We start from the raw sequence: 289 nt of genomic DNA, 5'->3' as shown, positions 1-289 counted from the left end.
TACCGCAGAGCCCCCTCGAGCAAATCTTGGTTTAATGGCAACATTCAATGCATTAATAAACGGATAATCACCAGTAAGTGAGCTAAAAATCAAACCAAATGAAATAAAAACGAAAAAAGTGAGCAATCATTGGAACTAAAGCGAAGTTTGGCACTCTGACTATATGAACCGATTCTCGTTAAGTGAATTTTATTTATTGGCTTAACTCTTATTCTCTTTGCTCATCACTCAGAGTATATATAGTTTCATTGTTCATCATCATTCCCTTAGGCACTCCTGTTGAGGTTTG

It is taken from the genome of Shewanella sp. 10N.286.54.B9 (genome assembly GCF_041468565.1).
Lineage (GTDB): Bacteria > Pseudomonadota > Gammaproteobacteria > Enterobacterales > Shewanellaceae > Shewanella.
The sequence above is the reverse complement of the archived record's forward strand: the minus strand, read 5'-3'. Positions refer to the sequence as shown.